Genomic DNA, 2446 nt, shown 5'->3' on the forward strand with positions numbered 1-2446 from the left:
CGTCGGCATCGTCCTCGTAGGGGATCACCACCAGCACCGGGCCGAAGATTTCCTCCTGGGCGATGCGCATGCCGTTGGTGACGTCGACGAACACCGTCGGCTCGACGAAGTAGCCACCGCCCTTGTCGGGCCGCGCGTTGCCGCCGTGCAGCAGCGTCGCGCCTTCCTTCTTGCCGAGCTCGATGTACGACATCACCCGGTCCATCTGCTTCTTCGAGATCACCGGGCCCATGATGTGCTCGGGGTTGCTGACGTCGCCCCAGTTGTCGCCATACTGGCCGTACGTGCCCTTGAGGATCGCCTTGGCTTCCTCGTAGCGGCTGCGCGGGACGAGCAGGCGGCTCTGCACCGCGCAGCCCTGGCCGGCGTGGAACACCAGCATCGTCATCGCCACGTCCATCGCGAAGTTCGGCGCATCGTCGAGCACGATCTTGGCCGACTTGCCGCCGAGTTCGAGGAACACGCGCTTCAGCGTCTGCCCACCCTCCTGCATGATGCGGCGGCCGACGCCGGTCGAACCGGTGAAGGAGATGAGATCGACGCGCGGATCGTGCACCAGCATCTCGCCAGCCATCGCCGGATCCTCGCCAAACACCACGTTGACGACGCCATCGGGGAAACCGGCTTCCTTCGCCAGTTCGCCAAACAGTGCGCCGCCGCTGCCGGGCGTGTCCGGCGCGGGCTTGAGGATCACGGTGCAACCGGCCAGCAGCGCCGCCACGATCTTGCCGATGCCGACGTAGAACGGCACGTTCCACGGCGTGATGAGACCGGCCACACCCACCGGCTCATGCACGGCGATGCGCTTGTGAGTCATCCCCCAGGTTTCGCGGGTGCCGTAGTCCTTTTCCCAGCACACCTGGTCGAACACCTTGATGTAATCGTCCCAGCCATCGAGCGCCATGGCGACATGGGCGCGGTTGACCGCGCCGACCGCGGCGCCGCCCTCGTGAATGGCGAGCTGGGCCATGCGGTCGCGGTTCTGTTCGAACAGGGCGCGGTACTTCTTGACCAGTTCGAGGCGGTTCTGGCGATTTTCAGGGGCGCCCCAGTTGGTTTCATCGAAGGCGCGGCGCGCGGCGGCGATGGCGCGGTTGACATCGTCGGCGGTGCAATCGGCGGCAACGCCGACCTTTTCGCCGGTCCACGGGCTGAGGACGTCGAAGGTCTTGCCGTTGCTGGCATCGCACAGCTGGCCATCGATGAAGAGCTTGGCGTCGGGGAGGGTAACCATCGGCTTTGTTTCCTGTTTTCTGGCGTTTGGGGGAATCAGTGCCTGCTGCCGCAGACCGAAACCATGCGGATATGAGTGTCGGGCCTGGTGTCGATCACCGCCCGGAAGGCATCGGTGATCGAGTTGTAATGTGAGATCGGGCGAACCCGCATGTCGATGCCGGCCTTGGCACATTCCATGCCGAACTGCATGGCAACCTCCATCGGCCAGTTGGTGCCGCCCTTGGTTTCATCCATCATCGCGCCGCAGCGGATCACGGTGACGCGCACGCCGTCCGCCTCCAGTTCGGGTTCCCACTGGGCGGAGACGGCTTCGAGGCCGGTCTTGGTGCCGGAATACATCCACATCATCGGAAAGCGCAGGTGCACCGATTCGCTGGTGACGTTGATGATGTGGCCATGGCCCTTGAGCAACGGCAGCGCCTCGCGCGCGCAGAAGATCGGGCCGACGAAATTGGTCATCGTCTGGCTCATCAGCTGCTCGTCGGTGACGGTGGCGAGGGTGAAGGGCTCATAGACGGCGGCGTTGTTGATCAGCACATCGATGCGGCCAAAGGCCTCGCCCACCTTTGCGAAGGCCGCGCGCACCGAATTCGGGTTAGTGACGTCACATTCCACGGCGATGTGCGGGGCGCCCAGTTCATCGGCAACCGCCTGCACCTTCGACAGCGTGCGCCCCAACAGCGCCACCGTGTCGCCCTCGCTGACGCAGCGGCGCGCCAGCGCGCGGCCCAGTCCGTCTCCCCCGCCGGTAATGGCGATAATCTTGCCCACCTGTGTATCCTCTCGAAATGCATGGCCCGTGCCGGCAATGGCAAGGCTTTTCAGCATCGCGGCCGCCGGACAAGTGTTCAGACGCCGGTTCCCCCCGCCTATCGCGGCGGCGATGGCAATTCCGGACCAATCCCCCGCAACATCGCCCGGGGGAAGTTCAGCCGGCCTGGCCGCCTTCTGGCGTTTCGCCCGGAGGCCGCCGCGACAGGTTGGCGCGCATCCGGTCGAGCGCGGTGACCAGCACCGCGCGCTCCGCCGGGCCAACCCCTTCCAGCACATGCTCCACCAGTTCCGCGGACAGCGGGCGCAGCTCGTCGAACAGGGCGCGGCCCTTCACGGTGATATGCAGGCGCCAGGCGCGGCGATCGGCGGGATCGGGGCGGCGCTCGACGAGGTCGGCATCCTGCAGCCGGTCGATCATGCGGCCCAGCGTGATCGG

The 2446-nt window shown here is 66.0% G+C and carries 3 protein-coding genes; all 3 read right to left on the reverse strand.

All coding sequences use genetic code 11. The features are described 5' to 3' along the window. Positions 1-1234 (reverse strand): aldehyde dehydrogenase family protein (locus AC1P6P_RS09950; RefSeq protein ID WP_481402287.1); only part of this gene is annotated, 1234 nt, incomplete at its 3' end. 35 nt (positions 1235-1269) lie between these two features. Then, a complete protein-coding gene (locus tag AC1P6P_RS09955) occupies positions 1270-2064 on the reverse strand; it encodes an SDR family oxidoreductase (protein ID WP_481402288.1) in 795 nt (264 codons plus the stop codon). 100 nt (positions 2065-2164) lie between these two features. Further along, positions 2165-2446 (reverse strand): MarR family winged helix-turn-helix transcriptional regulator (locus AC1P6P_RS09960; RefSeq protein WP_481402289.1); only part of this gene is annotated, 282 nt, incomplete at its 5' end.

It is taken from the genome of Rhizomicrobium sp. (assembly GCF_056722145.1).

What these genes read in the sequence shown, in the direction of transcription:
- AC1P6P_RS09955 (WP_481402288.1), bottom strand. Translation starts at nt 2,064, where the DNA reads ATGCTGAAAAGCCTTGCCATTGCCGGCACGGGCCATGCATTTCGAGAG.